The following is a 26,413-nucleotide window of genomic DNA, read 5'->3' as shown; positions in this document are numbered from 1 at the left end:
CTCCCGTCGGGAAAGTACCGGCCCGTCATCCACCCTGCCCGTCGGCCGGGTCGAACAGTTCCTGGGCCCGGCGGATCACGGCCTCCGGGTCGGCGGCCCGCTTGATGTCCAGGCTGACCTTGCGGCCGTCAGCGGACTCCAGGCTGACGGTGACATCGGAGCGCCGGCTGGTGATCCAGGAGCACAGCGGGGCCACCAGGCCGGCCACCCCGCCCGTACCGAGCAGGATGGTCAGTACGTCGACGGATGCGCCCATCTGGCCGGGCCGAGGCGGGGCGAACGAGCTGCGGACCCGGCCCCGCAGGGTGTCGTCGGACGACAGCCACTGCTGCAGCGACCGCAGCTGTGCCGAACCGTCCGCACCGGCCGGCCCGTCCGGCCCGCCCGGCCCGTCCACGCTGAGCCGCAGCTCCCCGACAGCCGACATGCCGTGTCCTCCCCGTAGTTGGCGTGCCCCGGCGGCTGCCGAGGGCGGCCGCCACGGGGGCGTTGCAGCAGTCATCTTGGCATGAACGGATCGGGCGCGGCGGCACACGGCGCAGCGTTGGCGAAGGCGGCGGAACGAGGCTCCGGCCTGCTGCCGGACGCGGTCGGCGAGAAGCTGATGAGCCGGGTGCACGGCGGCACCTCGGCCCTGTCCCGATGCGGCTCCCGCGGCGCCCTGGCAACCGGCTTGCGGCGCACCGCGTTGCGCAATCAAGTGCACCGGTGCGGCAGCGGGCGTAACCATACCGCTGGGTCTACCGTCGAGTCGTGCCTATGAACCCTGAGACCACCGGAAGAAGCGGCAAGCGACGCGGCATTCAGCATCTGACGCCGGCCGGCGTGAAGATCCTTGAGACCGCCTCCCGGCTCTTCTACGAGCAGGGAATCCGCGCGGTCGGCGTGGAAGCGATCGCGGAGGAAGCGGGCGTCACCAAGAAGACCCTCTATGATCGCTTCGGCTCGAAAGAGGGACTTATCGTTGCCTACTTGCGTGCTCGTGACGGCCTTTGGCGTTCCACCCTGGTGAAGCACATCAATGGCCACGACGGCCCTCCCGCGCAGAAGCTGCTGGCCACGTTCGACGCCTTGGGGGAATGGATGCGCGAGCGGAATCCACGCGGCTGCGCCTTTGTCAATGCCTCCGTGGAACTACCCGCGGACCACGCCGGCCGGGAGGTCGCCCGCGAGCAGAAGGCCTGGTTCCTCGACTACGTGGCGGACCTCGCAACCGAAGCCGGCGCCGAGGACCCCGCGGCGCTGGCCCGTCAGCTGCTGATCCTTCACGAAGGGGCCTGCATCACCGACTCCATGCACACGGTGGAGAGGGCTGTCGACATCGCCGAGCGGATGGCCGCGGTCCTCGTCGAGGAATCACTGGCCTGACCCCGAGGCGAGGCACCCGAGGCGAGGCAGATGACATGCAGGTCCGCCCCTCGGCCACCGGGGGACTCGGCATCCAGGTGTTTCGCCAGCTCGGTCGCGTACGGGCGGAGCAGGTCGTGCCAGCGGTAGTGATGCTCGTCCTGGTGCCGGATCAGGTGGGCGTCGGCGACATTGCGCAGCAGCAGTGACGCCTCGCCCTGACCGACACCCGCGGTCGACGCGGCGGCGGCGGCGTTGATCGCATAGTGGGGAAGCAGGCCAAGGAGCCGGAACATGCGCGCTGTCGGCTCGTCGAGCGTTCGGTAGGAGGTGTCGAACGCATGGCTGAGTACGACCTCGCCCGCGGCAAGCTCCAGCCGGGCACGCTCGGGTTTCAGATCGGCGACCAGGCTCGCGGCGCTGTGGTGTTCACGGCTCACGATGTGCTCGGCAGCCAGGACCAGCGCCAGCGGGAGATGACCACAGCGTTCGCCGGGCTGGCCACGGCCGCGGTGTCGGCGTCGGCGTCGGCGTCGGCGTCGGCGTCGGCACGTACGTCACCGATGACCGAACGGATGAGCAGAGCCGCCTCACGCCGGGACAACTCCGGCAGGGCCAGCGTGACCGCGCCCGCCAGGGAGATCAGCCCGGGCAGCCTGGAACGGCTGGTCACCACGACGGTGCAGCCCGGAGAGCCGGGCAGCAGAGGGAGGATCTGCTGGGTGTCTGCGGCGTTGTCCAGTACCAGCAGTAGCTCGCGGCCGTGCAGGGCCGAACGGAAAGTCGCGGCCCGCTGGTCCAGATCCGCCGGGGTGCACTCAGCGGGCGCACCCAGAGCGCGGAGCAGGTACCCCAGAACACCGAACGGTTCGGCCGCGGCTCCCCGCCCCGGACCCAGCAGGTTGACGAACAGCCGGCCGTCGGCGAAATATCCGTCGCTGACGGCTCGTTGTGCCGCCTGGACCACCAGCGCGGTCTTCCCCACGCCCGGTGGGCCGTTGACGACAACGACGGGTACGGCACGGGAGTGCTCATCGCCGTGCAGCACCTTGACCAGCCGGTTCATTTCGCCCTGGCTCCCGACGAAGTTGCGCTTCGCCGCGGGCAGTTGGGCAGGACGCCCCCAGCCTTGCTGCTGCCGGGTGGCCGCTTCCAGAGCCGTGGCGATGACGGTGAAGGTGTCGTCGGCGTTCAGCGCCTGGTCGCAGGCCTCCGCGAAACTTACCGAGGGCGGTCGCTGTCGGTCTCGAACCGTTCGTCGACGATGGAGGGGTAGCCATACAGGTCGGTATAGTCTGCGCGGAACCTCGTCCACACCCGCTCAGCGGTCAGGACTGCTGGGAGATGCCCAGATGAGGATGTTGCTTCGGCACGCGTGGACACTTTTGCGAGACATCGCGTACATGATCAATGCGGGACATGTCATCAGGCATGGCGCATGGGAGTACAAGCGCGCGGGCGCAGAGTGCCCAGCCCGCGGAGCCGTCGGCGGCGAACCGTCCTAGGCTCGGATCAGGACAATCGAACACCAGCCTCAACTGAGGGAGGCGGACATGTACGCGTCTATGAGACGGTCCGCTGCACGACGGTCCGGGGTCTTCCTGGGCGCGGCCCTGCTCGTCGCCGCCGCCGGGATGCAGGGCGGCGGCGCCACCCAGGCGGCCGCCGCCGAGGACGGGGAGCTGAAACTCGGCTACGTCCTGCCGGAGACCGGCCAGTTGGCGTTCCTGGGTCCGCCGCAGATCGAGTCGACGAAGTTCGCCATCGAGGAGATCAACAAGGCGGGCGGGGTGCTCGGCAAGCCGATCCCGGCCGTCGTCTCCGGTGACGAGGCGGGCCAGGAGGCCGTGGCCGCGCAGTCCGCGAACCGGGTGCTGAACGCCGGCGTGGACGCGGTGATCGGCGCGGCGGCGTCCGGGATGTCGCTGGCCTTCATCGACCGGGTGACCGGTGCGGGCGTCGTCCAGTGCTCCGGCTCCAACACCGCCCCGACATTCACCGACTACGAGGACGACGGCTTCTACTTCCGCACCGCGCCGAGCGACGCACTGCAGGGGCCGGTCCTCGCCGACGTCGTCCGGGGCGACGGCCACGACCGGGTAGCCGTGATCGCCCGCGCCGACGACTACGGCCGCGGGCTGCTCGACTCGACCCGCGACGCCCTGGAGGAGGACGGCGCCGAGGTGCCGGTGGCGGAGACGTACGACCCGAAGACGACGAACTTCGACCAGATCGTGCAGCAGGTGGCGGACGCGAACCCGGACGGCGTCGTCGTCATCGGCTTCGAGGAGGCCACGCAGATCCTGCAGGGCCTGATCGAGGCGGGCGTCGGCCCGCAGCAGATCGGCGTGTACGGGGCCGACGGGCTGCGCAGCGAGGAGCTGCCGAACCTGGTCTCGCCCGGCAACCCCGAGCGGCTCGCGGGCATGAAGGGCACGGCGCCCGCTTCGGCGTCCAACCCCGACTATGTGAAGCGGCTCAAGGAGTTCGCGCCGGACCTGAAGGAGCTGCAGTTCGCTCCGCAGGTCTTCGACTGCGTCACCACGATCGCCCTGGCCGCGGAGGTCGCGAAGTCGGACGACCCGGGCAGGTTCGTGGACGAGATGGTCGGCGTGACCAAGGACGGTGACAAGTGCACCTCGTTCGCGGCGTGCAAGGAACTGATCGCCGACGGCAAGGACATCGACTACGACGGCGTCAGCGGCCCCCTCGACTTCACCGACCGGGGCGAGCCGGGCCAGGCGACCATCGAGGTCTACACGTACGACGACCAGGGCGCGCTGAAGACGCTGCGGACGGAGGTGTCCACGGGCGAGGAGTGAACGGAGAGCAGGGAACGGAGAGCAGGGAACGGAGACCGCCCCGAGGTCTCACCGGGCACGCGCGAGGGTGCCCAGGTAACACTCGATCACCTTCTCGTCGTGCAGCAGCTGGGCGCCCGTACCGGTGTGGGCGTTGCGGCCGAGGTCGAGGACGTAGCCGCGGATGCAGATCTGCAGGCATCTGCGGGCGTTCTGCTCGACCATGAGCACCGCGACGCCCGCGGCGTTGATCTCCTTGACGCGCTCGAAGACCTGGTCCTGGAAGAGCGGTGAGAGTCCGGCCGACGGCTCGTCGAGGAGCAGCAGCTGAGGCTCCGTCATCAGGGCGCGGGCCATGGCCAGCAGCTGCCGTTCGCCGCCGGACATGGAGCCCGCCTTCTGCGACCGCCGGGCGCGCAGGACCGGGAAGAACTCCTCCAGTTCGGCGGTCCGCCGGGCGAAGCTGCGCGGTTTCAGGTACGCGCCCATCCGCAGGTTCTCCTCGACGGTCAGCGCGGGGAAGACGTTCTGCAGCTGCGGTACGTAGCCGACGCCGCGCCGGACGAGTTCGTGCGCGGGGCGGTTGGTGACGTCCCGGCCGTCGAGGCGGACCGTGCCGGTGCGCACCTTGAGCAGTCCGAAGACGGCCTTGGCGAGCGTCGACTTGCCGGCGCCGTTGGGGCCGATCACGCCGACCAGCTCGCCCCGGCCGACCTCGACGCTGCAGCCGCGCAGCACGTCGACGCCCGGGAGGTATCCGGCGACCAGGTCGTCGGCGAGCAGTACGGGCTCGTTCACGTTCTTGGCCATGGCGACGCTCACCTTCCTTTCCGCCGACGGGGATCGGCGCCGTCCGCCTCGGGTTCGTCGTGGCGCCGGCCGAGGTAGGCGTCCACTACGTCCGGGTTGCGGCCGATGGTGGCGGGCGGTCCCTCGGCGACCAGTCGGCCGCCCGCCATCACGGCCACCCAGTCGCTGACGCCCATCACCACGTCCATGTCGTGCTCGACGAAGCAGACCGTCAGGCCCTCGTCGCGCAGCTGTGTGATGTGGCCGAGCAGGGACTGGGCCAGGGCGGGGTTGACCCCGGCCATGGGCTCGTCGAGCAGCAGCATCTGCGGCCGCGCCATCAGCGCCCGGGCCAGTTCGAGCAGTTTGCGCTGGCCGCCGGAGAGGGTGCCCGCGTACTCGTCGCGCAGCCGGTCCAGCCGGAACCGTACGAGGAGTTCGTCGGCCCTGGCCCGGTGGGCGCGCTCCTGCCCGCGCCAGACGGGGGCGAACAGCGCCGCCGAGAGGCGTTCGCCGCGCTGCGCGGGGGCGGCGAGGAGCAGGTTCTCCAGGACGGTGAGCCGGGCGAGGGTGCGGGTCAGCTGGAACGTACGGACCAGGCCGCTGCGGGCGATGCGGTGCGGCGACCGGCCGTCGAGCCGGCGGCCGGCGAAGGTCCAGCGGCCGCCGTCGGGCCGGTCGAAGCCGCTGACCAGGTTGAACAGGGTGGTCTTGCCGGCGCCGTTCGGCCCGATCAGCGCGGTGATGGTGCCGCGCTGCACCTCCAGGTGCTCGACGTGCACGGCGGCGATCCCGCCGAAACAGCGGCGGACGCCGTCCAGGACGAGCAGCGCGCCGGGTTTGCGCACCCCGGGTTCGGGGGCGGGCCCCGGTCCGGTCCGGTCAGCGGTCACCGAGAAGCATCTCCTTCCGGCTGCCGAGGATCCCCTGCGGCCGGAACGCCACCAGGAGGATCAGCGCGAGCCCGACCAGTGCGAAGCGCACCGCTCCCACCTCGGACGTACTGATCACGTCGGAGGGGACGATCCCGGCGCCGATGGCCTGGCGCAGCGCGCTGTCGACGAAGGTGAGCACGAACCAGAACAGCACCGAGCCCACCACGGGCCCGAGGATCCGGCCCGCGCCGCCGAGGACGAGCAGGGTGTAGAGGAAGAAGGTGACGGCCGGGTCGAAACTGTCGGGGTTCACCGACTGCACCTGGATCGCCTGCAGCATCCCGGCCACCGCCCCGAGCAGCCCGCCGATGACGAGGCTCTGCATCTTGTACGCGTACACGTTCTTGCCGAGGCTGCGTACGGCGGTCTCGTCCTCGCGCACGGACCGGATCACGCGGCCCCACGGGCTGTGCACGAGCAGCGCGAGGAGCAGGCCGATCACCAGGACGAGCGTCCAGCCGACCAGCATCACCCACAGATCGCGGGCGCCGAACCGGACCTCCCAGAGGCCGTACCTTCCGGGTGGCATCGGGTTGAGGGCGTAGAAGTCGCCGGCGAACCGCTGCAGCCCGAACACCCCGCCGGTCGTCGGTTCGGCCCAGCCGGACCGGTAGAAGATGCGCAGCGTCTCCCCTGCGGCGATGGTCGCGATGGCCAGGTAGTCGGCGCGCAGCCGCAGCGTGGGCAGGCCGAGGAGCAGCGCGAGCACCAGCGCGGAGGCGAGGCCGACGAGGATGCCGAGCCACATCGAACCGCCCCAGGTGACCACGGTGATCGCGAGCCCGTAGCCGCCGACCAGCATGAAGCCGACCTGGCCGAAGTTGAGCAGCCCGGTGTAGCCGAAGTGCAGGTTGAGGCCCATCGCGGCGATCGCGAAGACGGCGGCGATCGGGCCGATCCCGGACCGGATGGCGTCGGCGAGGACGGCGGAGAAGTCCATGGCCGTCCTCCTCAGCCGACCCGCTCGCGCCGGCCGAGGATGCCCTGCGGCCGGACCAGCAGCACGAGGACGAGGGCGAGCAGCGCCCACGCGTACTGCAGGTCGACGGGGAACCACAGCGTGGACATCTGGGCGACGACGCCGATGACGAGGCTGCCGGCCATCGCCCCGTACGCGGAGCCGAGCCCGCCGAGGATGACCCCGGCGAACATGAGCAGCAGCAGCTTGTACCCCATGTCCCAGGTGACGATCTCCACCAGGCCGAAGAAGACCCCGCCGAGCGCGGCCAGGGCGCCGGCCAGGATCCACACGACGAGGACGACCCGCTGCACGTCGATGCCGGACGCCGCCGCCAGGTCCCGGTTCCCGGCGACCGCGCGGATCGCGGTGCCGGTCCGGGTGCGCTGCAGCAGCAGGGCGACGCCGAGCAGCGTGAGGACGGAGAGCACGGTCACGGTGAGGTCGCGGGGCGTGATCCCTACCGGCCCGAGTTCGATCGTCTGCTGGATGTCGTACTGGACGTACGAGCCGGGCCGGGTGCCGTAGAGCACAAGCACCACGTGCCGCAGCAGCAGGGACAGGCCGATGGTGACGATGAAGAGGTTGATCAGGCCGGTCCCGCGCCGCCGCAGCGGCCGCCAGACCCCCAGGTCGACGGCGGCGCCGACGAGTCCGCCGAGGAGTACGGCGGCCAGCGCGGCCGGGATCAGGTGCCAGCCGGGTCCGGACGCGGAGGCATTCAGGAAGAAGGCGGACACGGCGCCGATGGTCACGAGCTCGCCGTGCGCGAAGTTGATCAGGTGGATGGTGCCGAAGATCAGGGAGAGGCCGACCGCGGTGATCGCGATGATCACGCCGAACTGCACCCCGTCGAGCAGCGCCTGCAGCGCCCGCGCCCCGAAGCCGGGACCAGCGTCGCCCGCCTCGCCGCGGCCCGGCGCGGTGGCCCCGGCGGAGGCTGCCGGGCCCACGGTGAGGACCAGGGCGAGGGCCGCTGTGAACAACCGCTGGTGCCCCACGGTCGCTTCCGCTCTGTCGCGAGCCCCCGGTGCAGTCAGTTTAGGCGGCGGGAACATGTCCGGCGATGTCATGGTTCGGACGGGGCGCCGGTGGAGCGGCTGGGGGCTGTCGTCAGGTGTTCCTAGGCGCGTCGCGCGGTCGTGGTGTGGTTGTGGCCGGGGGTGGCTGCGGCCGTGAGCGCGCCCACCGGGTCGTGGTCGGGGGTGCCTCTCGGCCACCAGTCGTCCCGGCCCGGTTCGCTCTCGTACGCGTACCACGATCCGTCCTGGCCCAGGCGGAGTTGGAGGGTGCCCTCGGGGTGGGTCAGGCGGTTGCGGTGCGGCGTGAAGTGGGGGAACTCGGCGGCGCGCAGGGCGGGTCTCGCCTGGTCGAAGCGGCCTGCGGGCGGGTCCCAGGGCTCTTCGAGCACGGCGAGCCCCGCCCGGCCGCCCTGCCGCCAGGCGGCGACGGCGCGGGCCAGGTCCGTGGCCGTACGACCGGCGGCCGCGGCCAGCGACTCGTACTGCGCGCGGCCCGCGGCCGTCAGGCCCGAACCCGGGCGCGCGGCGGCGATCCGGACCGCGTCCTGCCACAGCGTCAGTCCGGCGACCGGGTCCTGGCCGGTGGCGAGCAGGGCGTGCGCGCGGGAGGCCGCGTCGGTGGCCAGCTGGTCCAGGGCGAACGGGTCGGGGCCGCCCGCCGCCGCCGGGTATGCGGGCGGCTGCTCGGGGTGCGGGAGCGGCGGAAGCGGTCGCGGCAACGGCTGGAGCGCGCGCGGCGCGAGGGCGTCGCGGGCCCGGACTCCGGTGATGCGTACGGCCGTTGGGGACGTCGGGTCGGGGCGGGCGGCGTTGGCGGCGTTACGGGCGGCGAGGGTGGCGTTGCGGGCGGCGAGGGTGGCGTTGCGGCGGGACAGCTCCGCGAGCAGTCCGCGCTCGCCCCGGCCGCGCAGCAGGAGCAGCACGAAGGGGTCCTCGTCGAGGAGTCGCGCCGTGCGGTAGCAGAGCGCCGCGGCGTGCTTGCAGGGGCGGCCGGAGTCGGGGCAGGAGCACTCGGGGTGCAGCTCGCCGGGCGCGGGCAGCAGGGGTACGCCGCAGTCGGCGAGGGAGCGCGGCATCTCCCGGTCGAGCAGCGCCGCGATGTGCCCGGGCTGCGCGGCGGCCGCGTCCAGGAACCGGTCCCACTCCTCGTCCGTGAACGTGGGCAGGGTGATCTTCGCGCGGTACGGGCGCGGGCGGCTGCCGTGCACGTAGGCGAGCAGCAGGCCGGGGGTGACGGTGACGGCGTCCACGCGCCCGTGCCCCGCGTAGTCGCGCCCGCGCGCGAGGCGGGCCGGGTCGAGCGCGGACTCCTCCAAGGCGTCGACCCAGGCCGTGCCCCACCAACTCCGGTCCCCCGCGCTGTCGTCGGCCCCTTCCGCGGGGAACGTACGACGGAGGTCCTCGGCGGTCTCGGGACGGCGTGCGGTGGGGCCGGTGGCGGCAGGGGTGGCAGGGGTGGCAGGGGCGGTGCCGGGGTGCGGGGTGGCCGGGGCCGACGGGCCGTCCTCGCTGCGCCGCCGCCGGCGCTTGCCGGTGCGCACCGGCTTCGCCTCGTCGCCCCGCGCCGCCCGCCGCCGCTCGGCGCCGGCCCGCGCCAGGGCGGACCGCGCGGCGCGGGACGGGGCGGGCGCGGGGGCGTCATTGGGCTCGGGGTGGGGCTCGGAGTGGGGCTCGGGCGGCGGGGGCGCTTCCCCCTCCCCCGGCCCCCGCATGGAGCGCCGCCCCTCGCGCGCCATCCGCTTCAACTCACTGACGGTGTCGCCCGATCGCCCCGGCCGGGGAGACGCGTGCCCCGTGGCTCCCCCGGCCGCACCACGTACGTCACCACCGCCGTCCCCCTCCTGCGGACCCTGCTCCCGCCGAGCCGCCCACAAGGCCTCCCGAGCCACGTCCCCGGGGCGCGCGGCCGTGGGGTGCGTGGGGAGTGGGGCGGCGAGGGGCGTCCCCGCGGGCTGGGTGGGGTGCGGGTTGGCGGGGAGTGGGTTGGCGGGGTGCGGGTTGGCGGGGTGCGGGTTGGCGGGGTGCGGGTTGGCGGGCTGCGGTTCGGTGCGCTCGGCGGCGTGTGCGGCGTCGGTGTCCTCGGCGTCGGTGTCCTCGGCGTCGGTGTCCTCGGCGTCGGTGTCCTCGGCCACGGCGTGCAGCCGACGGGGGTTCGCGGACGGCTCCTCCGCCTGATCGACGACAGCGGGCATCGCCGGACCGGCACTGGTCGGGGCGGGATTCGCGGGGGCGGTGTCCTTGGGGCACGGGCTCGCGACAGGGGCAACCCCCACCCGGCCAGAACGCCTCAACTGCCCCTCCCCAAGCCTCGGTTCAGCCCCAGCATCCTCCGCCCACGCCGCCTCATCCCCCATCGCCTCCCCCACCTGTGCCTGCCGCGCGCCGCGGGACTCGCGCAGCGCGCGGCGGGCCCTCTGGGCCGGGGTTTCAGGGGTGTCGTCGGCGCTCGGTGTCGTGCTCATGCGGGCCTCCGCAGAGAGATCAGGTCCGCCAGTTCGCGATCCGTGAGTTCCGTCAGGGCCGACTCGCCCGAGCCGAGGACCGCGTCGGCCAACGCGCGTTTCGACGCCAGCATCTCGGCGATGCGGTCCTCGACCGTGCCCTCGGTGATCAGCCGGTGCACCTGCACCGGCTGGGTCTGCCCGATGCGGTACGCACGGTCCGTGGCCTGCTCCTCCACCGCCGGGTTCCACCAGCGGTCGAAGTGCACGACGTGGCCCGCGCGGGTGAGGTTGAGGCCCGTGCCCGCCGCCTTCAGGGAGAGGACGAGGACCGGGGTCGCACCGGACTGGAAGCGGTCGACCATGCGCTCGCGCTCGACCACCGGCGTCCCGCCGTGCAGCAGCTCGGCCGGGACCGCGCGCCCCTCCAGGTGCCCGGCGATCAGCTCGGCCATGCCGACGTACTGCGTGAAGATCAGCGTCGAGCCGTCCTCCGCGAGGATCGTGTCCAACAGCTCGTCGAGCAGGTCGAGTTTGCCGGAGCGGCCGTCCAGGCGGACCCGCCCCGAGCGGCCCGCGGACTCCTTGAGGTACTGCGCCGGATGGTTGCAGATCTGCTTGAGCGCGCCGAGCAGCTTCAGGACGAGGCCGCGCCGCGCGATGCCCTGCGCCGCCTCGATCGCCGCCATCGACTCGCGGACCACCGCTTCGTACAGCGAGGCCTGTTCGCGGGAGAGCGGCACCGGATGGTCGGTCTCCGTCTTCGGCGGGAGTTCGGGCACGATGCCCGGGTCGGACTTCTTGCGGCGCAGCAGGAACGGGCGGACCAGGCGGGCCAGCCGCTCCACCGCCTCGTCCTGCTCGCCGCCCTCCACCGCGCGCGCGTGCCGGGAGCGGAACGCCTTCAGCGGGCCGAGCAGGCCGGGCGTCGTCCAGTCGAGGAGGGCCCACAGCTCGGAGAGGTTGTTCTCGACCGGCGTGCCGGTGAGGGCGATGCGGGCCGGGGCGGGAATCGTGCGCAGCGCCTTCGCCGTCGCGGAGTGCGGGTTCTTGACGTGCTGTGCCTCGTCCGCGACGACCATGCCCCAGGGCTGCTCGGCCAGGCGCGCGGCGGTGGTGCGCATCGTGGCGTACGTGGTGAGGACGAAACCGCCGTCCAGGTCGTCGAGGGAGCGGTTCGCGCCGTGGAAACGGCGGACCGGGACTCCCGGCGCGAAGCGGGTGATCTCCCGCTGCCAGTTGCCGAGGAGGGAGGCGGGGCAGACGACCAGGGTGGGTTCGCGGCGGGCGCGGCGCAGGTGCAGGGCGATGAGGGTGACGGTCTTGCCGAGGCCCATGTCGTCCGCGAGGCAGCCGCCGAGGCCGAGTGAGGTCATGAGGTCGAGCCAGGCCAGGCCGCGGAGTTGGTACTCCCGCAGCTCGGCGTCCAGGCCGGGCGGCGGCTGTGCCGGGGCGAGGCCCGTGGTGAGGCGGTCCCGCAGCTCGGCGAGCGCACCGACGGGGACGGCCTCGACCTCCTCGCCGTCGACGTCGGCCGTGCCGGTGAGGGCGACCGACAGGGCGTCGACCGGGTCAAGCAGCCCGAGTTCGCGTTTGCGGGCCTTGCGGACGAGCGCCGGGTCGACGAGCACCCACCGGTCGCGCAGCCGGACGACGGGCCGGTGCGACTCGGCGAGCCGGTCCATCTCGGCCTCGGTGAGCGGATCGCCGCCGAGCGCCAACTGCCAGCGGAACTCCAGGAGCTTCTCGGCCTCGAAGAACCCCGTGCCGTCCGTCGCGGAGCCGGGAGCGGAGCGCACCACGGCGGCGGCCGACAGGTCCTGTGCGAGGTCGCGCGGCCAGTGCACGGCGACCCCGGCGGCGCCGAGGCGGGCCGTGGCGGTGCCGAGCAGGTCGTACAACTCCGTCTCGGAGAGCGGGAGTACGTCCGGGGCGGGCTGTTCGGTGAGGCGTTCCAGGGGTGGCCAGACGCGGGCCGCGCGCCGCAGGGCGAGGGCGGCGTCCACGCGCGCGCGGGGCCCGAAGGTCTCCTCGCCCTCGCCGTCCCACAGGGCGCGCGCGTCGATGACGAGGGTGGGGTCGGCGAGGCTGTGCACCTGCACCACGGCCGCGCCCGCCGTGCGGTCCTCGTCGCTGCGGTCGAACAGGTCGCGGCCCGACAGGTCGAGGCGGAGCGAGATGCGCACGCCCGCGTCCATGCCTGCGGCGGCTTCGGCGGCCCACTCGCGCGCGTGCGGCAGGCGCTGCGGGGCGCGCGCGGCGAACGGGGCGCCGACGGAGTGCGCCGCGGCCGGGGTGCGCGGCAGACAGTCCGCGACCGCGTCGAGGAACGCCCGCATCAGGGCCTCGGGCTGCGGCAGCTGCAGCGGAACGGCGTCTTCGAGGGGGACGGCATGGCCTTCGTACGGCAGCGCGGCGGCGATGGCGCGCAGCTGCTCGAAGTCGCCGCTCTCCAGCGGGCCCGCGCGCCAGGCGTCCCGGTCGTCCGCGGTGAGGCCGGGCAGCAGGCGGCCGCGGGCCACGAGGCGCAGGGCGAGGCGGGCCGCGGCGCCCCAGCAGGCCGTGGCGGGGTGGACGGACGGGTGCGGGCGCGCCGGCGGGTGCGCGGCGAGGAGCAGCGGCAGCGCCGCGTCGACCGGCAGCGTCAGGGCGGGTGCGGTGGCCCTGCGGACGACGGCGCCCCGGTTGCGTACGACCGTCAGCTCGGCGGGTGTGCCCGGGGCGTCCGGGAGCGGGCCGCCCTCGGGGTCCCAGAGCGCGAGCCGGCCCTCACGCGGCAGCACGGCGGGCAGGAAGACGGCGGCGAGACGGAGGCGCGGGTCGGCGCCCCCCGCCTCTCGTCGTTCCAGCACTTCGGTCATGGCACAGCTCACCCCCTCCGGGATCGGTCGTCGACCGGACGTCTACGACTCTACGGAGGGGCACTGACAATCGGCCGGGCGGCGGCAAACGCGCAGGCAGGCTACGGGTTGGCCGTCGAGACGACGTAGACCATCGGGTGGTGCGGGTTGCTGCGGTCCACGTACACGTCGTGGCTGGGGCGCGGGTCCGGCTGCTCGTGCTCCAGGCCGTAGAAGGGTCCGGAGTTCTTGAACGTCCAGCCGACGACGTCGCGGTCGCGCTTGCTGAGCGTCATGTCGCCCTCCTTCAGGTCGGCGGCCTTCTTGTCCATGCTCTTGAGGAACCTCTTCAGGCCGTCGTTGCTGGTGAGGAACTGAACGTACAGCCTGCTGGTGCGCCAGTTGTTGGTCTCGTAGTACGCGACGCGGCGGGAGTACGACGGGATCGGCACCTCGTAGATGCGGCGCTGCACGCGCGAGGGCCAGGCCGAGGTGAGGCCGGTCGCGGAGTACTTCTCCTCCTTGTCGCGGCCGCTTGCCCGGCTCTGCCCGGCGGAGATCGCCAGGTAGCCGGCGGGGATGCCGATCAGGAGCACGATGATGACCGCCGTGAACCAGCGGCGGCGGAGCATGTGCCCCCGGTCCTCGGGCGGCTTCGAACCCTCCGGCGGGGTGGACGGGCCGGGTACGGAAGGGTTCATCTACTTGTTTCCCTGGGTGTGGCGGGTGGTGGTGCGGATCGCCTGCGCGTACCGCTCGTACCGCTCGTAGCGTTCGAGTCTGCGGCGGTTGGCGCGGCGGAAGCGGCGGGCGACTAGGCGCGCCAGGTCGGCGGCGCCCACCATGCCCGCCTCCGGGCCGAGCTGGGCCTGGGTGATCCGGGCCTCCGGACGGTATCCGCGGCCGGTGAGGTGGCGGCGGAAGGCGTCGCGGGCGGGGCCGATGAGGAGGTCGTCGGCGGCGCTGACGCCGCCGCCGATGACGAAGCAGGACGGGTCGAGGGCGGCGGCGAGGTTGGCGATGCCGACGCCGAGCCACTGTCCGATGTCCTGCAGCAGCTCGACGCACATCGCGTCGCCCTCGCGCGCCAGCTCGGTGATCAGCGGGCCGGTGATCTCGGGGATCTGGCCCTTGACGCGGTCGATGATGTTGTACGCGACCGGGGAGTCGGCGGCGGCCAGCTCGCGGGCCTCCCGTACGAGCGCGTTGCCGGAGCTGTACTGCTCCCAGCAGCCGCGGTTGCCGCAGGGGCAGCGGTGGCCGCCGGGCACGACCTGCATATGGCCGAACTCGCCCGCGACGCCGTACTTGCCGCGCTTGACCTGGCCGTCCTCCAGGATCGCGCCGCCGATGCCGGTGCCGAGCGTGATCATGACGAGGTGGTCCTCGCCCGCGCCCGCGCCGAAGCGCCACTCGGCCCAGGCCGCGGTGTTGGCGTCGTTGTCGACCATCACCGGGACGGCGAGGCGGGACTGCAGGGAGTCGCGCAGGGGTTCGTTGCGCCAGGACAGGTGGGGGGCGAACAGGACGCGGTTGCGGTCCGCGTCGACCCAGCCGGCCGCGCCGATGCCGACCGCGTGGACGTCGTGCCGGTCGGAGAGGTCGAGCACCAGCTCGCAGATGGTGTCCTCGACGACCTTGGGGCTCTTGGACTTGTCCGGCGTCTCCGTCCTGACCTTCTCCAGGATCTGGCCGTCCGCGTCCACGACGCCCGCCATCACCTTCGTACCGCCGATGTCGATGCCGACGGTCGGCACGCGCGGGGCGGAGAGGTGGGAGCGGCGCTCGCGGGTGCCGACGGTCCGCAGGACGGTGGCGCGCGCGGAGCCGCGGTGGGCGAAGTCGCGGTAGGTGCTCATCGGGGGCGATTCTACGGGGGACGGGTGTCAAGGCCCGGTGAGCCCGGACCGGGGCCGGGGTGGATCAGTCGTCCTGCTTCCCCTGGGCCCGTTCCAGTTCGTGGCTCAGCTCCTCCAGCTCCGAACCGCCCGCCATCTGGCGGGTGAGCTCGTCCAGGGCGATCTCCTCGCGGAGGTGGCTGCCGGCCATCGCGCCGCGCTTGAGGAGGACGAACCGGTCGCCCACGAGGTAGGCGTGGTGCGGGTTGTGCGTGATGAGCACCACTCCGAGGCCTGCGTCACGCGCGGCGGCCACGTACTTGAGGACGACGCCGGACTGCTTCACGCCGAGGGCCGCGGTCGGCTCGTCCAGGACCAGGACCTTCGCGCCGAAATACACCGCACGCGCGATGGCGACGCACTGGCGCTCGCCGCCGGAGAGGGTGCCGATGGGCTGGTCGACGTCGCGCAGGTCGATGCCCATGCGGAGCAGTTCCTCGCGGGTCGTACGGCGCATCCGCTCGACGTCGAGGCGCTGGAAGGGGCCGGTGCCCCTGGTCGGCTCGGAGCCGAGGAAGAAGTTCCGCCAGACGGGCATCAGCGGGACGACGGCGAGGTCCTGGTAGACGGTGGCGATGCCGCGGTCCAGGGCGTCGCGCGGGTTGCTGAGGCGGGTCTCCTCGTCCTGGATGCGGAAGGTGCCCGCGTCGTGCTGGTGCAGCCCCGCGATGATCTTGATCAGGGTGGACTTGCCGGCGCCGTTGTCGCCGAGGACGCAGGACACCTCCCCCGCGTGCACCTGCAGGGAGACGCCTTCCAGGGCGCGGATGTTGCCGTAGTACTTGCTGACCGAGTCCAGCTCGACCAGCGGGGTCCCGGCTCTGTTCACGGCTTCGGTCGTCATGTCGTGGCCTCCGCACGCTTGCGGACCCAGTGGTTCAGGAGGGTCGCCAGGAGGAGCATCGCTCCGAGGAAGAACTTGTACCAGTCGGCGTTCCACTCCGCGTACACGATGCCCTTGCCGGTCATGCCGAAGATGAACGCGCCGAAGGCGGAGCCGATCGCGGAGCCGTAGCCGCCGGTGATCAGGGAGCCGCCGATGACGGCCGCGACGATGTAGATCAGCTCGTTGCCGACGCCCTCGCCGGACTGCACCGCGTCGAAGGAGAAAAGCAGGTGCTGTCCCGACACCCAGGCGGCGAAACCGACCCCCATATAGAGCCCGATTTTGGTCTTGACGACCGGGACGCCCACCGCGCGTGCGGCGTCCATGTTGCCGCCGACCGCGAAGATCCAGTTGCCCGCGCGGGTGCGGAGCAGGATCCAGGTGGCGACGGCGACCAGGGCGATCCACCACAGAATCGTCACCTTGAAGGCGACGCCGCCGAGGGTGAACTGCGAGGCGAACAGCGCCTTCGCGGACTCGAAGCCCTCCATGTCGGCGATCGTCTTGGTGGAGACGGTGCCGCTGATCAGCTTGGTGAAGCCCAGGTTCAGCCCGGTGAGCATCAAGAACGTGCCGAGCGTGATGATGAAGCTGGGCAGTTTCGTACGGGTCAGCATGAAGCCGTTGAAGACGCCGATGGCGAGGGTGGTGAGCAGCGAGACGCCCACGCCCACCCAGACGTTCGCCGTCATCTGGTAGCTGAACATCGACGAGATCAGCGCGGAGCTGGTCACCAGGACGCCCGCGGACAGGTCGAACTCCCCGCCGATCATAAGGAGCGCCACCGGCACCGCCATGATCCCGATCGTCGACGAGGCGTACAGGACCGTCGACAGGCTGGCCGCGCGCAGGAAGCTGTCCGCGGCGAACGAGAAGAACATGAACACGGCGACGGCGCCGACGACCGCGCCCAGTTCGGGCCGGCCGAGCAGCTTGCGCAGGTGCGAGGTCTTCAGGAGCCGTTCGTCGGCGCGCTTGTCCGGCTTGCCCGGTCTGTCCGGCGCCGGGGCCGGGGCGGTCGCGCTCACCGGGTCCCCCGCTTCGCGAACTCCTCCAGCTTGGCGGCGTCCTTCGCGGTGACGATCTCCGGGCCGGTGAGCACGGGCCGGCCGCCGCCGAGGACGTCGGCGTTGTACTTGTACAGCCACAGCAGGTCGACCGCCTCGTACCCCTGGAGGTACGGCTGCTGGTCGACGGCGAAGCCGAGGTCGCGGGACTTGAGGCCCGCGGCGACCTTGGCGTTCAGGTCGAAGGTGTCGATCTCCGCCTTGCTGCCCACGTCCTCCTTGGCCTTGACCGCGGTGTCGGCGAAGGGCGCGCCGAGCGTGACGACCGCGTCGATGGCGGAGTCGGACTGCAGCTTGGCGCTGATGCCGGACTGGACGTCGGGCATGTTGGTGCCGTCGACGTAGAGGTTCTGCATCGTGCCGTCGAAGGTCTTCCTCGCGCCGGCACAGCGCTGCTCGTGGCCGACGTTGCCCTGCTCGTGCAGCACGCACAGGGCCTTCTTCTTCCCGCGCTTGTTGAGCTCCTCGCCGACCGCCTCGCCTGCGATCTCCTCGTCCTGGCCGATGTGGGCGAGGGCGCCGAACTCCTTGGACTCGGCGGAGCCGGAGTTGACGGTGATCACCGGGATACCGGCCTTGCGGGCGCGGGCCAGGGACGCCTTCATCGCGTCGGGCTTGGCGAGGGTGACGATCAGACCGTCGACCCTCTTGTCGATGTAGGAGTTGACCAGCTGGGCCTGCTCCTTGCCCTCGTCGTGGTTGGCGTACAGGAAGTTGATGTTGTCCTTGACGGCGGCCTGTTCGGCGCCCTTGCGGACGATGTCCCAGAAGGTGTCGCCGTCGCCCGAGTGGGTGACCATGGCGATCGTCCAGCGCGGGGTGTCGACCGCGGCCCTGCCCTGTGCCTGGGCCTTGCGGGCGTCCTCGGCGCGCTTGCCGCCGGTGCTGCTGCAGCCGGTGAGCGCGATGCCGAGCACCGCCGCGAGCGCGAGGGCTGCCCAGGTCCGAACTCTTGCCACGAAGTCGTGCCCTTCTCGGTGTGCTGCCGGGTGGTGCGGTGGGGCGGGCCGGCGGTCCGCCCCGAACGCCCCAGTATCGGTCACGGCGATCAGGGGTGCGGGCAGCGGGGTCGCCGGGTGCTGTTCGCCGGGGTTGCGTGGGCGGCTCGCCGTCGTCAACGGGTGCCGGTTCGCCGGAGTCAGCCTTGAGCTGCTTGACGAGCTCGGCGTTGCGGTCGGACGTGTCGATCTCCGCATCGCTGCCGGAGTCCTTCCCGGCCTGCACGGCGGCCTCGGCGAAGGAGGCGCCGAGCGTGGCCACCGGCCGGTCGAAGTCCAGGGTCACGGCGGTCAGTTCGAGGATCCGCTTCGGCTCGCGGACGTCCACCTGAAGGTAGTCGGTGGCGCCCTCGGGCGTGCCGCGCAGCAGGGCCGCCGCGTGGGCGGGCACGATCGGGTAATCGGGTCGTTGTCGCCGTGGACCACGCGTGCCTCGGGCCCGATCGTCTGGGCGACCTGGTGCAGATTCGGCTCCGTGGGGATGCCCGCGCCGATGTCGAGGAACCGCCGAGATGCCAGTCGTACACGTGGGCGGGGTGCGGCCTGACGGTGTCGATCAGGTGGCGCGGGTCGCTGCCTGGTGCCTGCGGCATGCGTCAACTCCCCTGACTGCGGGACAAGTTCGAGTGTACGTGCGGACCGGCGGCGCCGCCGGGCGTTCCGCCGCCCGGTGTCCCCTGTCTCCTCCTCCCGACATGTGCTGGACGCGGTGCGGCGGCGGTGCCAGGTTGGGGGCATGCGCATCGGACTCATCGGGACAGGTCGTATCGGTTCGTTCCACGCGGCGACACTCGCCCGGCACCCGCGGGTGGACGCCCTGCTGGTCGCCGACGCGGATCCGGCACGGGCTGCGGAGCTCGCGGGGCGTACGGGCGCGGAGGCCGTGGCCGAGGTCGCCGCGGTGTTCGCGGCCGGGGTGGACGCGGTCGTGATCACCGCGGCGACCTCGGCGCACGCAGCCCTGATCGGCCGGGCGGCGCGGGCCGGGCTGCCCGCGTTCTGCGAGAAGCCGGTCGCCGTGGACCTGCCGGGCACGCTGGCCGCGCTGCGGGAGGTGGAGCGGGCGGGCTCGGTGCTCCAGCTCGGCTTCCAGCGGCGCTTCGACGCGGGGTACGCGGCGGCCCGCGCAGCCGTACGGGACGGGCGGCTCGGCCGGCTGCACACGGTGCGGGCGGTCACCTCCGACCCGGCGCCGCCGCCCGCCGCGTATCTGCCGCTGTCCGGCGGGCTCTACCGGGACTGCCTGATCCACGACTTCGACGCGCTGCGCTGGGTGACGGGGCGTGAGGTGCGCGAGGTGTACGCGGTCGGCTCGGACGCGGGCCCGGCGATGTTCCGCGAGGCGGACGACGTGGCCTCGGCGGCGGTCGTCCTCACCCTGGACGACGGCACGCTCGCCACGGCGACGGCGACGCGCTGCAACGGCGCGGGGTACGACGTACGCATGGAGCTCGCCGGTGAGCGGGACCAGTTGGCGGTCGGCTGGGACGAGCGCACGCCGCTGACGTCGGCCGAGCCGACGGGGCCTGCGGCGCCCACGAAGCCGTGGCCGGGGTTCCTGGAGCGGTTCGCTCCGGCGTACGAGGCGGAGCTGGCGGCGTTCGTGGAGGTGGCCGGGGGCGAGCGGGCGAACCCCTGCGACGGTCACGAGGCGCTGCGGGCCCTGCGGGTCGCGGAGGCGTGCGAGGTGTCCCGGCGGGAGGGGCGGGCCGTGCGGCTCGCGGAGTAGTCCGCACTGTCGGCTCGGGCGCGGTTGATCGCCCTGAGGAGCGAGGTCCGGGGAGAGGCACGCGCCCGCGGGGACCGCTCAGTCGAGGAGCCGGATCGTGGGAGTCCTGGTGCTCGTCGCGACCGGACGGGAGCAGTGCGCGCAGGGTTCGCTGACCGGGCGTTCCATGTTCGTCCGGATGCCGAACGAGCCGGATGCGCCGCCCTCCTGCGGGCAGTCGTAGCCGAGGTGCAGCCGGACCCAGGGGTGCAGGGTCGGGGCGGCGGCGCGGTGGCCGGAGGCCGCGTCGGTGAACGGGGCCCACCAGAAGCTGACGACGGTGCGCAGCGCCAGCTGGTCCGCGCCCGAGGTGACGTCGAAGGCGGAGATGCGGGCAGCGGTGTAGTGCGAGGCGGCGCCGCCCCTGCTGCCGCCGCACACCGCGCGTTCGGCGCCGACCTCCAGAAGTGTGGTGCGGGCGGTCCGTTCGCAGATGAAGCAGTCCAGGGTCAGCTCGACCTTGGACCTCCACCGCAGGTAGTGGAAGCCCTCGCCGCCGCCGGTGCGGCCGGTGACGTCGGTGCAGATCTCGACGCTGCGCTGCATCTGCCGTCAGCCCCGCGCCACCGGGAGGGCGCCCTGGCGTCCGGCCGCGCACATGCTCTCCTCGCCGCCCGACCCGGCGGCTGGGGCGGCGCGCGCGGTCGCGGCGCGCGCGGTCATGTCACGCGCGGTCATGTCACGCGCGGTCACGTCACGCGCGGTCACGTCACGCGCGGTCACGTCACGCGCGGTCACGTCACGCGCGGTCACGTCGGCTGCGGGCGGCGGCTGCGTCATCGTAGGGATCTCCTCTGCTCGTCGTGCGGGCCTGCCCGGCGGCCGACGGGCGGGGGCGCGGAGGTGGGCGTGGACGCGGACGCGGACGTGGACGTGGTGCGGCGGGGCGCGAATCTACCCGCACCACCGGCGTCCAGGAACCGGTCCGGCGGCAGCGTCGCGGCGCCGACGTACGCCTCCAGGCAGCCGCGCGCCCCGCACCGGCAGCGGCGGCCGCCGACCCGCGGACGCCGCGCACCACCCGGCCCACGTCCAGCCCTCCGGACGACCGCCGGGCCCTCCGACGGACTGATCCGCGGACTGATCCGCGCGGCCGGGGTGCGTAGCGCGGCGCGCCCCGGCAGGATCGGCGCATGGCGAACCAACCGAGGATCGAAGAGCGCCCCGAGCGGGCCTTCGTGGGCGTCCGGGGCAGGGTCACGTGGGACACGTTCGGCCGGCTCGCCGACCGGCTGCCGGAGATCGTGGGCTGGCTCGGCGAGCGCGGCATCCCGATGGCCGACGGCCCGTTCTTCAAGTACGAGGTGCTCGATCCGGAGGACCGTACGCGGGAGTTCGAGGTGGTGGCCGGGGTGCCGGTCGGCGAGCGGGTCCGGGTGCCGGGCGGCGAGCTGTTCGTGGGCACACTGCCCGCCGGACGCTATGTGACGGTCCGCCATGTCGGCCACCCCGACGAGCTGTTCGCGGTGACCGCCACGGTCCTCAAGTGGGCCGAGGCCAAGGGCCTCGCCTGGGACATGGAGCGCACGGAGGCGGGCGAGGTGTGGGGCTGCCGCCTGGAGAGCTACAAGACGGACCCGCGCGTGGAGCCGGATCTGAACAAGTGGGAGACGGAGCTGGCGTTCCGGCTGCGGGACTGACGGTCGAACCGGCGTCCTCGGCGATGCGCCGGGCGAGCGCGGTCAGGCGCGGCAGCTCGTGCCTAACCGCGCTCCCCGTCGGCCCCGTACGCACCATCGGCCCCGCCGACCCCGTACGCACCATCAGCCCCGCCGACCCCGTCGACCCCGTACGCACCATCGGCCCCGCCGCCGCCACCCTCCCCACCGCCCCCATCCGCCCCGTCAAGCAGCCCCGCATCGTGGGCAAGCAGCGCGATCTGCACCCGGTTGTTGAGGTCCAGCTTCGTCAGGATGCGGCTCACGTGGGCCTTGACCGTGGCGACGCTCATGTACAGCCGGGCCGCGATCTCCGCGTTGGAGCGGCCCCGGCCGACCGCCACGGCGACCTCGCGCTCCCGGTCCGCGAGCACCGCCAGGCGGGCCTCGGCGCGAGCCCTGCGGTCGGTGTACGGGTCCGGGCCGGCCGCCCGCGTGATGAGCTGACGCGTCACGGTCGGCGAGAGGACCGGGTCGCCCGCGGCCACCCGGCGTACCGCCGCGACGATCTCCGCGGGCGGGGTGTCCTTGAGGACGAAGCCCGCGGCGCCCGCGCGCAGGGCGCGAAGAACCTGCTCGTCGGCGTGGAAGGTGGTGAGGACGACCACCTCGGGGGCGTCCGCGCGGGCGCGCAGCTCCTCGGTGGCGGTGAGGCCGTCGACCTGCGGCATGCGCAGGTCCATGAGGACCACGTCGGGCTTCGACTCGGCCACGCGGCGGGCTGCTTCGGCCCCGTCGGCGGCCTCCCCGACGATCTCGATGCCGTCGGCGCCGCCGAACATCAGGGAGAGGCCGGCGCGTACGAGAGGGTCGTCGTCGACCAGCAGCAGCCGGATCGGGTTCGAGGTCATGAGGCCCACGGTAGCCAGGCCGTGATCCGGAATCCGCCGTCGCCCTCGGCGCCGTGCGTGAGGCGGCCCCCGGCGAGGATCGCGCGCTCGGTCAGGCCGATCAGCCCCTGCCCCGAGCCGGGCACCTCCGGTACGTCGCCGGGAGGGGCCGGGTTGCGCACCTCGACGGTCAGGCCGTCGCCGGGTGCGCCGGTCACACGGACGGTGACCTCGGCGCCGGGCGCGTGCTTGCGGGCGTTGGTCAGGCCCTCCTGGGCGATGCGGTACGCGTTGCGCCCGGCGCCCGCGGGGACGGCAGCGGGGTCGGCGACGCGGTTGTCGAGGGTGACCCGCATGCCGGCGGCGCGGCACTCGGCGACCAGGGCGTCGAGCGCGGCGAGGGTGGGCTGCGGGCGGCCGCCCTCGTCGGCGGCGGGCTCGTCGGTGCGCAGGACGCCGATGATCTCCCGCAGGTCCTGCAGGGCCTCGTGCGCGCTGTCGCGGATCACGCCCGCCGCCCGGGCTACCTCCTGCTCGGGGGCGTCGGGCCGGAACTCAAGGGCGCCCGCGTGCACGCTGAGCAGAGTGAGCCGGTGGGCGAGTACGTCGTGCATCTCGCGGGCGATGGCCTCGCGGGCGAGGCGCTGGGCCTCCTTGGCGCGCAGGGCCGCCTCGGACTCGGCGCGTTCGGCGCGCTCGCGCAGGCTCAGCAGGAGCTGGCGCCGGGAGCGTACGAACAGGCCCAGGCTGATGACGGTGACGGAGAGCAGCACCGAGAAGGCGACGGTGACCAGATACGGAAGCTCGGCGTCCGGCCGGATCAGGTAGAAGAACGGGACGAGGGCGAGGGAGACGCCGCCGATCCATGCCACGTACCGGAACGGGCGGTGCACGGCGAGCGTGAAGATCGCCACGGTGGCCGCGCCGCCCGCGGTGTCCGAGACGACGCTGACCGGCAGCATCGCGACGGCCAGACCGACCGGCCAGCGGCGCCGCAGCCAGACCGCCGCGCAGGCCAGCGCGCCGACGAGCTGGTCGAGCCGGGCGAGGCCGGGGGACACGTTCGGGTTGCTGCCGATCGCCTCGGCGGCGATCAGGCCGATGAACACGGCGACGAGGAAGCAGCCGAAGTCGGCGAACCAGTCGCGCACGGTGCGCCGGGGCCGGCCGTTCCTCATCCGGTCGGGGTCGAGCTCGGCGGCGACGGCGGCGGGCAGCAGGCTGGGCCACCGGTACTCGGGGCCCGGCGTGGGGTGCGCCGGGGGCGGCTGCCGCTCCATGTCTCTCATGGTCGGCAAATCTACGCAGCGGCGCAGCCGCGCAGACACAGCTCGGACACCGCGCGGGCGCCGCGCGGGGGACCGTAGCCAAAAGTCTGGCGGGCACCGTAGCCAAAGTCTGGCGGGCACCGTAGCCAAAGTCTGGCGGGCATCGACTTTCGGCCCGTCACGGCCCTGCGGGGTTCGCCGTGCGGCCGATGTGCGGGGGTGCGGGGCGGGGCGAGGATCGGCGCATGAAGAAAGGTCTTGAGTTCCTCGGTCTGATCCTGCTGATCCAGGGCGCCTTCGCGATCGTGCGCGAGCTGACCGACTGGCAGCTCACCTGGGGCATCGTCCAGCACCTGGACTTCCTGCACGGGTACGAGCTGTACGCCGGCATCGCGCTCGTCGTGCTGTCGGTGGCGGTGTTCGCCGCGGCGGAGAGCAGCAAGGGGGGCTGATACGTACGGCTCGCCGCTCCGGTCGCCGCGTGGTGCGCTTGCGGCGACCGGGGCCGTGGGGTCCGGACCGGGTCAGCAGCCGTGGTCGACCAGGTCGAAGGACTCGTAGTGGTCGGCGGTGTAGTAGTCCTCTTCGCTCGCCTCGCCGGTGACGATGCGGCGGGCGCCGCGGTCGTCGGAGCCGGGGGTCTCGACGGTGTACTCGTGGTAGTAGCCGGAGTCCTGAGGGGGCAGCAGCCCCTCACGGTTCTGGAAGACGGTGCCGTCCTGCGGGTACGGGAAGGGGCCGCCCGCATCGATCAGGTCGAGGGTGTCGTGGGCCTCGGGCGGCAGCGCGGAGTGGCAGATGTCGCCGACGGCGGCGACGGACGCGGTCGCGGAGCGGGCGGTTACGGGGACGAGGGTGGGGGCCGGGGCCGCGTGCGCGGCGACGGGTCCGCCGACGAGGAGCGCGGCGGCCAGAGCGATGCCTGTGGCGATGCGTGGGGGGATTCGCATGCCCCTAGGATGACGCGCGTAGAGCTTGCCCTGTCAACGCCAAGTGCCGGATATTTTCCGCGAGTTCACGCGCGAAGATAGGCGAGGACCGCGAGCACGCGGCGGTGGCCCTCGCCGCCGATGTGCAGTTCGAGCTTCTGCAGGATGCTGCTCACGTGCTTGTTCACGGCCGCCTCGGTGACGTACAGCTCGCGTGCGATGGCGGCGTTGGCGCGGCCTTCCGCCATCAGGGCCAGGACCTCGCGCTCGCGTGGCGTGAGCCGTCGCAGCGGGTCCTGGCGGCGGTTGAGGAGTTGGCGGACCACCTCGGGGTCCACCACCGTGGCTCCGGCGGCGACTTGGGTGACGGCGTCGACGAACTCGGTGACCGCGCTGACGCGATCCTTGAGGAGGTAGCCCACCCCGCTGTCCGAGCCGAGGTCGAGGAGGTGGGCGGCGTAGGACTGCTCGATGTACTGGCTCAGGACGAGGACCGGCAGGGCCGGGTTCTCCCGGCGCAGGGCGATGGCGGCGCGCAGGCCGTCGTCGCTGTGGCCCGGGGGCATGCGGACGTCGGTGACGACGATGTCGGGACGGTGCTCGCGCGCGGCGGCGACCAGGGCGTCGGCGTCGCAGACGGCGGCCGCCACCTCGTGGCCGAAACGGGTGAGCACCCCGACGAGTCCGTCCCGCATGAGCGGGGAGTCCTCGGCGAGTACGACGGTCAGCGGCACGGCAGCTCCACGTGCAGGAGTGTAGGTCCGCCTACCGGGCTGGAGAGACGGAGCCTGCCGTCCGCGGCGGCGACCCGGTCGGCGAGCCCCGTCAGCCCGCTGCCCGCCCCGGGATCGGCGCCCCCGGTCCCGTCGTCCCTGACGGTCAGGGTGAGGAGGTTGGTGTGCTGCCGGGCTTGCACATGGGCGTGGGTTCCGCCGCCGTGCTTGGCGGCGTTGGCGAGGGCTTCGGAGATCACGAAGTACGCGGTGGTCTCCAGGGGCGTGGGCAGCCGGCCGGGCAGGCGGATGTCGACGGTGACCGGCAGGGCCGAGCGGGCGGCGAGGTTCCCGACCGCGGCGGCCAGACCGTGGTCGGTCAGGGCCTTGGGGTGGACGCCTCGGCTCAGGTCCCTCAACTCCGCTACGGCGAGGGTCAGTTGTGCTTGTGCCTCGGCGAGCTGCGCCGCCAGCGGCGAGCCGGGCGCGGCGTCGAGGCGCGCCAGGCCGAGCCGCACGTTGAGGGAGACGAGCCGCTGCTGCGCCCCGTCGTGCAGATCCCGTTCGATGCGCCGCCGCTCCTGGTCGAAGGCGTCGACGAGGCGGGTCCGTGAGGCGCGTACGTCGGTGAGCTGCCGGCCCAGTTCGCTGTCGCGGGGCGCGAGCATGAGGCGGGTGACGGCGGCTCGGGCACCGGCCCAGGCGGTGAGGGTGTAGGGCGCGGCGGGCAGCAGGCACAGACCGACGACGAACAGCGGCCAGGCGCCCGGGTCGTCGACGGGCGACAGCATCACCAGGACGGGCACGGCCAGGGCGAAGGCCAGGACGAGGAAGTCCATCCACCACAGTGCGGTCAAGGACACGGCGGTGAAGCCGAGTTCACGCCAGGTCGCCTGTTCGTGCAGCCGCGTGTGCAGCCAGCCGCGCAAACCGGGCCACTCCGGTGCCCGGTGCGGGTCGGGCACCGGGTCCAGGTCGACGAGCCGCAGCCGCCACCGCTCGAACCGGGTGACGACGACACCGGAGAGGGCCACGCCGAGCAGCAGCACCGCCCCCACGAGCACGATCAGCGAGGCGAACCCCGCGATCAGCAGGCTCACCAGGACGAGGGTCGCCACGGCGCCGAAGGCGACCCCGGACAGCAGGTAGGCCAGGGACCGCCAGGGCCAGCTGGAGCGGAGCAGCTTCAGCGGGTTCTGGGCCAGGGCCTGCCAGGCGTTGCGGTGACGCATTCGTCGAAGGTAGCGGCACGGGGATCTTGCGGC

At 72.9% G+C, this 26,413-nt stretch carries 27 protein-coding genes and 2 pseudogenes; 6 read left to right on the top strand and 23 right to left on the bottom strand.

Annotated elements, in window-relative coordinates; translation table 11 throughout:
* Positions 1 to 25 precede the first annotated feature (25 nt).
* Complete coding sequence (locus QIS99_RS03140; protein ID WP_282510141.1) at positions 26 to 427, bottom strand: effector-associated constant component EACC1; 402 nt, start codon at positions 425 to 427, stop codon at positions 26 to 28.
* Between the two features lie 332 nt (positions 428 to 759).
* Between QIS99_RS03140 and QIS99_RS03135 the strand changes: the two genes are divergently transcribed.
* Complete coding sequence (locus QIS99_RS03135; RefSeq protein WP_282510140.1) at positions 760 to 1,368, top strand: TetR/AcrR family transcriptional regulator; 609 nt, start codon at positions 760 to 762, stop codon at positions 1,366 to 1,368.
* On the opposite strand, the gene QIS99_RS03130 is transcribed toward QIS99_RS03135, so the two are convergent.
* Together QIS99_RS03130 and QIS99_RS03125 are read right to left on the bottom strand one after the other, a co-directional pair.
* On the bottom strand, positions 1,266 to 1,787 hold the full coding sequence (locus QIS99_RS03130) for a hypothetical protein (protein ID WP_282510138.1): 522 nt from the start codon (positions 1,785 to 1,787) through the stop codon (positions 1,266 to 1,268). The two genes, QIS99_RS03135 and QIS99_RS03130, sit on opposite strands and share 103 nt — an antisense overlap.
* A complete protein-coding gene (locus tag QIS99_RS03125; RefSeq protein WP_282510136.1) occupies positions 1,784 to 2,662 on the bottom strand; it encodes an AAA family ATPase in 879 nt (292 codons plus the stop codon). The genes QIS99_RS03130 and QIS99_RS03125 overlap by 4 nt, the downstream gene beginning before the upstream one ends.
* Positions 2,663 to 2,900: 238 nt before the next feature.
* Between QIS99_RS03125 and QIS99_RS03120 the strand changes: the two genes are divergently transcribed.
* Positions 2,901 to 4,169, top strand: coding sequence for an ABC transporter substrate-binding protein (locus tag QIS99_RS03120; protein ID WP_282510134.1), 1,269 nt, complete (start codon positions 2,901 to 2,903; stop codon positions 4,167 to 4,169).
* 48 nt (positions 4,170 to 4,217) lie between these two features.
* Here QIS99_RS03120 and QIS99_RS03115 read toward each other — a convergent pair whose 3' ends face one another.
* The 11 genes from QIS99_RS03115 to QIS99_RS03065 form a co-directional block, all read right to left on the bottom strand.
* Complete coding sequence (locus tag QIS99_RS03115; protein WP_282510132.1) at positions 4,218 to 4,958, bottom strand: ABC transporter ATP-binding protein; 741 nt, start codon at positions 4,956 to 4,958, stop codon at positions 4,218 to 4,220.
* An 8-nt stretch (positions 4,959 to 4,966) separates the two neighbouring features.
* Entirely contained in the window at positions 4,967 to 5,830 is an 864-nt protein-coding gene (locus QIS99_RS03110; RefSeq protein WP_282510131.1) for an ABC transporter ATP-binding protein, read from the bottom strand.
* Positions 5,820 to 6,812: a branched-chain amino acid ABC transporter permease gene (locus QIS99_RS03105; protein ID WP_282510130.1), complete on the bottom strand. Its 993-nt coding sequence runs from the start codon at positions 6,810 to 6,812 to the stop codon at positions 5,820 to 5,822. Before QIS99_RS03105 ends, QIS99_RS03110 begins: the two co-directional genes overlap by 11 nt.
* A gap of 11 nt (positions 6,813 to 6,823) precedes the next feature.
* The gene (locus tag QIS99_RS03100; protein WP_282510128.1) at positions 6,824 to 7,831 is read right to left on the bottom strand and encodes a branched-chain amino acid ABC transporter permease; all 1,008 of its coding nucleotides are present in this window, start codon (positions 7,829 to 7,831) and stop codon (positions 6,824 to 6,826) included.
* A gap of 122 nt (positions 7,832 to 7,953) precedes the next feature.
* Positions 7,954 to 10,044: an SWIM zinc finger family protein gene (locus tag QIS99_RS03095; protein ID WP_349017265.1), complete on the bottom strand. Its 2,091-nt coding sequence runs from the start codon at positions 10,042 to 10,044 to the stop codon at positions 7,954 to 7,956.
* 266 nt (positions 10,045 to 10,310) lie between these two features.
* Positions 10,311 to 13,154 (bottom strand): DEAD/DEAH box helicase, encoded by a 2,844-nt coding sequence (locus QIS99_RS03090; protein ID WP_282510124.1) that lies wholly within the window; start codon positions 13,152 to 13,154, stop codon positions 10,311 to 10,313.
* Between the two features lie 101 nt (positions 13,155 to 13,255).
* Positions 13,256 to 13,834, bottom strand: a complete 579-nt coding sequence (locus QIS99_RS03085) for a sugar kinase (protein WP_282510123.1) — start codon at positions 13,832 to 13,834, stop codon at positions 13,256 to 13,258.
* Complete coding sequence (locus tag QIS99_RS03080; protein WP_282510121.1) at positions 13,835 to 14,992, bottom strand: ROK family glucokinase; 1,158 nt, start codon at positions 14,990 to 14,992, stop codon at positions 13,835 to 13,837.
* A 64-nt stretch (positions 14,993 to 15,056) separates the two neighbouring features.
* Entirely contained in the window at positions 15,057 to 15,875 is an 819-nt protein-coding gene (locus QIS99_RS03075; protein ID WP_282510119.1) for an ATP-binding cassette domain-containing protein, read from the bottom strand.
* Positions 15,872 to 16,945, bottom strand: coding sequence for an ABC transporter permease (locus QIS99_RS03070; RefSeq protein ID WP_282510726.1), 1,074 nt, complete (start codon positions 16,943 to 16,945; stop codon positions 15,872 to 15,874). The genes QIS99_RS03075 and QIS99_RS03070 overlap by 4 nt, the downstream gene beginning before the upstream one ends.
* Positions 16,942 to 17,943: a sugar ABC transporter substrate-binding protein gene (locus QIS99_RS03065; protein WP_282510117.1), complete on the bottom strand. Its 1,002-nt coding sequence runs from the start codon at positions 17,941 to 17,943 to the stop codon at positions 16,942 to 16,944. Before QIS99_RS03065 ends, QIS99_RS03070 begins: the two co-directional genes overlap by 4 nt.
* Positions 17,944 to 18,137: 194 nt before the next feature.
* Here QIS99_RS03065 and QIS99_RS03060 point away from each other — a divergent pair, with 194 nt between their 5' ends.
* Positions 18,138 to 18,314: a hypothetical protein gene (locus tag QIS99_RS03060; RefSeq protein WP_282510115.1), complete on the top strand. Its 177-nt coding sequence runs from the start codon at positions 18,138 to 18,140 to the stop codon at positions 18,312 to 18,314.
* Here QIS99_RS03060 and QIS99_RS32270 read toward each other — a convergent pair.
* Positions 18,293 to 18,373, bottom strand: a pseudogene (locus QIS99_RS32270) (SAM-dependent methyltransferase); the annotation flags it as partial. The gene QIS99_RS03060 and the pseudogene QIS99_RS32270 overlap by 22 nt on opposite strands.
* A gap of 62 nt (positions 18,374 to 18,435) precedes the next feature.
* A pseudogene (locus tag QIS99_RS32265) lies at positions 18,436 to 18,720 on the bottom strand (SAM-dependent methyltransferase); the annotation flags it as partial.
* On the opposite strand from QIS99_RS32265, the gene QIS99_RS03050 reads away from it, so the two are divergent.
* Entirely contained in the window at positions 18,719 to 19,711 is a 993-nt protein-coding gene (locus QIS99_RS03050) for a Gfo/Idh/MocA family protein (RefSeq protein WP_282510113.1), read from the top strand. The pseudogene QIS99_RS32265 and the gene QIS99_RS03050 sit on opposite strands and share 2 nt — an antisense overlap.
* 78 nt (positions 19,712 to 19,789) lie before the next feature.
* On the opposite strand, the gene QIS99_RS03045 is transcribed toward QIS99_RS03050, so the two are convergent.
* Together QIS99_RS03045 and QIS99_RS03040 are read right to left on the bottom strand one after the other, a co-directional pair.
* Positions 19,790 to 20,296: a hypothetical protein gene (locus QIS99_RS03045; protein WP_282510111.1), complete on the bottom strand. Its 507-nt coding sequence runs from the start codon at positions 20,294 to 20,296 to the stop codon at positions 19,790 to 19,792.
* Positions 20,297 to 20,302: 6 nt separating this feature from the next.
* The gene (locus tag QIS99_RS03040) at positions 20,303 to 20,530 is read right to left on the bottom strand and encodes a hypothetical protein (protein ID WP_282510109.1); all 228 of its coding nucleotides are present in this window, start codon (positions 20,528 to 20,530) and stop codon (positions 20,303 to 20,305) included.
* A 353-nt stretch (positions 20,531 to 20,883) separates the two neighbouring features.
* On the opposite strand from QIS99_RS03040, the gene QIS99_RS03035 reads away from it, so the two are divergent.
* Positions 20,884 to 21,390: a GyrI-like domain-containing protein gene (locus QIS99_RS03035; protein WP_282510107.1), complete on the top strand. Its 507-nt coding sequence runs from the start codon at positions 20,884 to 20,886 to the stop codon at positions 21,388 to 21,390.
* A 62-nt stretch (positions 21,391 to 21,452) separates the two neighbouring features.
* On the opposite strand, the gene QIS99_RS03030 is transcribed toward QIS99_RS03035, so the two are convergent.
* Both QIS99_RS03030 and QIS99_RS03025 read right to left on the bottom strand, forming a co-directional pair.
* Positions 21,453 to 22,259 (bottom strand): response regulator, encoded by an 807-nt coding sequence (locus QIS99_RS03030; protein WP_282510105.1) that lies wholly within the window; start codon positions 22,257 to 22,259, stop codon positions 21,453 to 21,455.
* Positions 22,256 to 23,518, bottom strand: a complete 1,263-nt coding sequence (locus tag QIS99_RS03025) for a sensor histidine kinase (RefSeq protein ID WP_282510723.1) — start codon at positions 23,516 to 23,518, stop codon at positions 22,256 to 22,258. The genes QIS99_RS03030 and QIS99_RS03025 overlap by 4 nt, the downstream gene beginning before the upstream one ends.
* A gap of 233 nt (positions 23,519 to 23,751) precedes the next feature.
* Here QIS99_RS03025 and QIS99_RS03020 point away from each other — a divergent pair, with 233 nt between their 5' ends.
* Positions 23,752 to 23,958 carry a hypothetical protein gene (locus QIS99_RS03020; protein WP_282510103.1) on the top strand — a complete coding sequence of 69 codons (207 nt, stop codon included), beginning with the start codon at positions 23,752 to 23,754 and terminating at the stop codon, positions 23,956 to 23,958.
* Between the two features lie 72 nt (positions 23,959 to 24,030).
* Here QIS99_RS03020 and QIS99_RS03015 read toward each other — a convergent pair whose 3' ends face one another.
* The 3 genes from QIS99_RS03015 to QIS99_RS03005 form a co-directional block, all read right to left on the bottom strand.
* Positions 24,031 to 24,456, bottom strand: coding sequence for a ribonuclease (locus tag QIS99_RS03015; protein ID WP_282510101.1), 426 nt, complete (start codon positions 24,454 to 24,456; stop codon positions 24,031 to 24,033).
* Between the two features lie 65 nt (positions 24,457 to 24,521).
* Positions 24,522 to 25,169, bottom strand: coding sequence for a response regulator (locus QIS99_RS03010; RefSeq protein WP_282510099.1), 648 nt, complete (start codon positions 25,167 to 25,169; stop codon positions 24,522 to 24,524).
* Positions 25,160 to 26,380, bottom strand: coding sequence for a sensor histidine kinase (locus QIS99_RS03005; protein WP_282510097.1), 1,221 nt, complete (start codon positions 26,378 to 26,380; stop codon positions 25,160 to 25,162). Before QIS99_RS03005 ends, QIS99_RS03010 begins: the two co-directional genes overlap by 10 nt.
* Positions 26,381 to 26,413 lie beyond the last annotated feature (33 nt).

This window comes from Streptomyces solicavernae, assembly GCF_029968095.1.
Lineage (GTDB): Bacteria > Actinomycetota > Actinomycetes > Streptomycetales > Streptomycetaceae > Streptomyces > Streptomyces solicavernae.
Note: the sequence above shows the minus strand (reverse complement) of the source record. Positions and strands in the feature narration are given on the sequence as shown.

What these genes read in the sequence shown, in the direction of transcription:
- QIS99_RS03015 (WP_282510101.1), bottom strand. Translation starts at nt 24,456, where the DNA reads ATGCGAATCCCCCCACGCATCGCCACAGGCATCGCTCTGGCCGCCGCG.
- QIS99_RS03075 (WP_282510119.1), bottom strand. Translation starts at nt 15,875, where the DNA reads ATGACGACCGAAGCCGTGAACAGAGCCGGGACCCCGCTGGTCGAGCTG.
- QIS99_RS03095 (WP_349017265.1), bottom strand. Translation starts at nt 10,044, where the DNA reads ATGCCCGCTGTCGTCGATCAGGCGGAGGAGCCGTCCGCGAACCCCCGT.
- QIS99_RS03005 (WP_282510097.1), bottom strand. Translation starts at nt 26,380, where the DNA reads ATGCGTCACCGCAACGCCTGGCAGGCCCTGGCCCAGAACCCGCTGAAG.
- QIS99_RS03080 (WP_282510121.1), bottom strand. Translation starts at nt 14,992, where the DNA reads ATGAGCACCTACCGCGACTTCGCCCACCGCGGCTCCGCGCGCGCCACC.
- QIS99_RS03090 (WP_282510124.1), bottom strand. Translation starts at nt 13,154, where the DNA reads ATGACCGAAGTGCTGGAACGACGAGAGGCGGGGGGCGCCGACCCGCGC.
- QIS99_RS03085 (WP_282510123.1), bottom strand. Translation starts at nt 13,834, where the DNA reads ATGAACCCTTCCGTACCCGGCCCGTCCACCCCGCCGGAGGGTTCGAAG.
- QIS99_RS03020 (WP_282510103.1), top strand. Translation starts at nt 23,752, where the DNA reads ATGAAGAAAGGTCTTGAGTTCCTCGGTCTGATCCTGCTGATCCAGGGC.
- QIS99_RS03120 (WP_282510134.1), top strand. Translation starts at nt 2,901, where the DNA reads ATGTACGCGTCTATGAGACGGTCCGCTGCACGACGGTCCGGGGTCTTC.
- QIS99_RS03045 (WP_282510111.1), bottom strand. Translation starts at nt 20,296, where the DNA reads ATGCAGCGCAGCGTCGAGATCTGCACCGACGTCACCGGCCGCACCGGC.
- QIS99_RS03140 (WP_282510141.1), bottom strand. Translation starts at nt 427, where the DNA reads ATGTCGGCTGTCGGGGAGCTGCGGCTCAGCGTGGACGGGCCGGGCGGG.
- QIS99_RS03115 (WP_282510132.1), bottom strand. Translation starts at nt 4,958, where the DNA reads ATGGCCAAGAACGTGAACGAGCCCGTACTGCTCGCCGACGACCTGGTC.
- QIS99_RS03035 (WP_282510107.1), top strand. Translation starts at nt 20,884, where the DNA reads ATGGCGAACCAACCGAGGATCGAAGAGCGCCCCGAGCGGGCCTTCGTG.
- QIS99_RS03040 (WP_282510109.1), bottom strand. Translation starts at nt 20,530, where the DNA reads ATGACGCAGCCGCCGCCCGCAGCCGACGTGACCGCGCGTGACGTGACC.
- QIS99_RS03135 (WP_282510140.1), top strand. Translation starts at nt 760, where the DNA reads ATGAACCCTGAGACCACCGGAAGAAGCGGCAAGCGACGCGGCATTCAG.
- QIS99_RS03050 (WP_282510113.1), top strand. Translation starts at nt 18,719, where the DNA reads ATGCGCATCGGACTCATCGGGACAGGTCGTATCGGTTCGTTCCACGCG.
- QIS99_RS03105 (WP_282510130.1), bottom strand. Translation starts at nt 6,812, where the DNA reads ATGGACTTCTCCGCCGTCCTCGCCGACGCCATCCGGTCCGGGATCGGC.
- QIS99_RS03030 (WP_282510105.1), bottom strand. Translation starts at nt 22,259, where the DNA reads ATGACCTCGAACCCGATCCGGCTGCTGCTGGTCGACGACGACCCTCTC.
- QIS99_RS03025 (WP_282510723.1), bottom strand. Translation starts at nt 23,518, where the DNA reads ATGGAGCGGCAGCCGCCCCCGGCGCACCCCACGCCGGGCCCCGAGTAC.